This window comes from Hyphomonas sp. UBA3601, from assembly GCF_002375605.1.
Classification (GTDB): Bacteria; Pseudomonadota; Alphaproteobacteria; order Caulobacterales; family Hyphomonadaceae; genus Hyphomonas.
On sequence record NZ_DFME01000138.1, the window covers coordinates 1 to 614 of the forward strand.

At 58.1% G+C, this 614-nt stretch carries 1 protein-coding gene; it reads left to right on the forward strand.

The features are described from left to right. Positions 1–614: glycine--tRNA ligase subunit beta (locus tag B4F73_RS15535; RefSeq protein ID WP_290483718.1), on the forward strand; the 614-nt coding region annotated here is incomplete at both ends.

Sequence of the window (614 nt, forward strand, 5' to 3'; positions counted from 1 at the left end):
GAACCGGCTGCCGTCGCCGATGCCATCCGAGATCATTACAAGCCGCAAGGCCCGAGCGACTCCGTGCCCACCGACCCGGTGAGCATCGCCGTCGCGCTCGCCGACAAGCTGGATACGCTGGTTGGATTCTGGGCGATTGATGAGAAGCCTACGGGATCAAAGGACCCATTCGCGCTACGCCGCGCAGCTCTAGGTGTCGTTCGGATCACTCTGGCCAATGATTTACGTCTTGGGTTCCAAGGAATCCTTGGTATGTCAGATTTTGAATTCCAAAATCAGAAAGGTCTGCAGATTTCGGATGGACCGTTTGTCGGCCTAACCAAGCTTTCTTTGGATTCGCTCGATCTGCTTTCGTTCTTTGCGGACCGTTTGAAGCAGCATTTGCGGGATGAAGGCCAACGCCACGACCTGATCGACGCCGTCTTCGCGCTCGGCGAAGATGACCTCGTGCTCATCACGCGCCGCGTCGAAGCTCTGGGCGCGTTCCTTGATACCGAAGACGGCGCAAACCTGCTCGCGGGCTACAAGCGCGCCGCGAACATCCTCAAGGCCGAGGAGAAAAAGGGCGATCTGCCTGCTGATCTCTCCGTCAATGACGCCCTCATCGCCAAGGG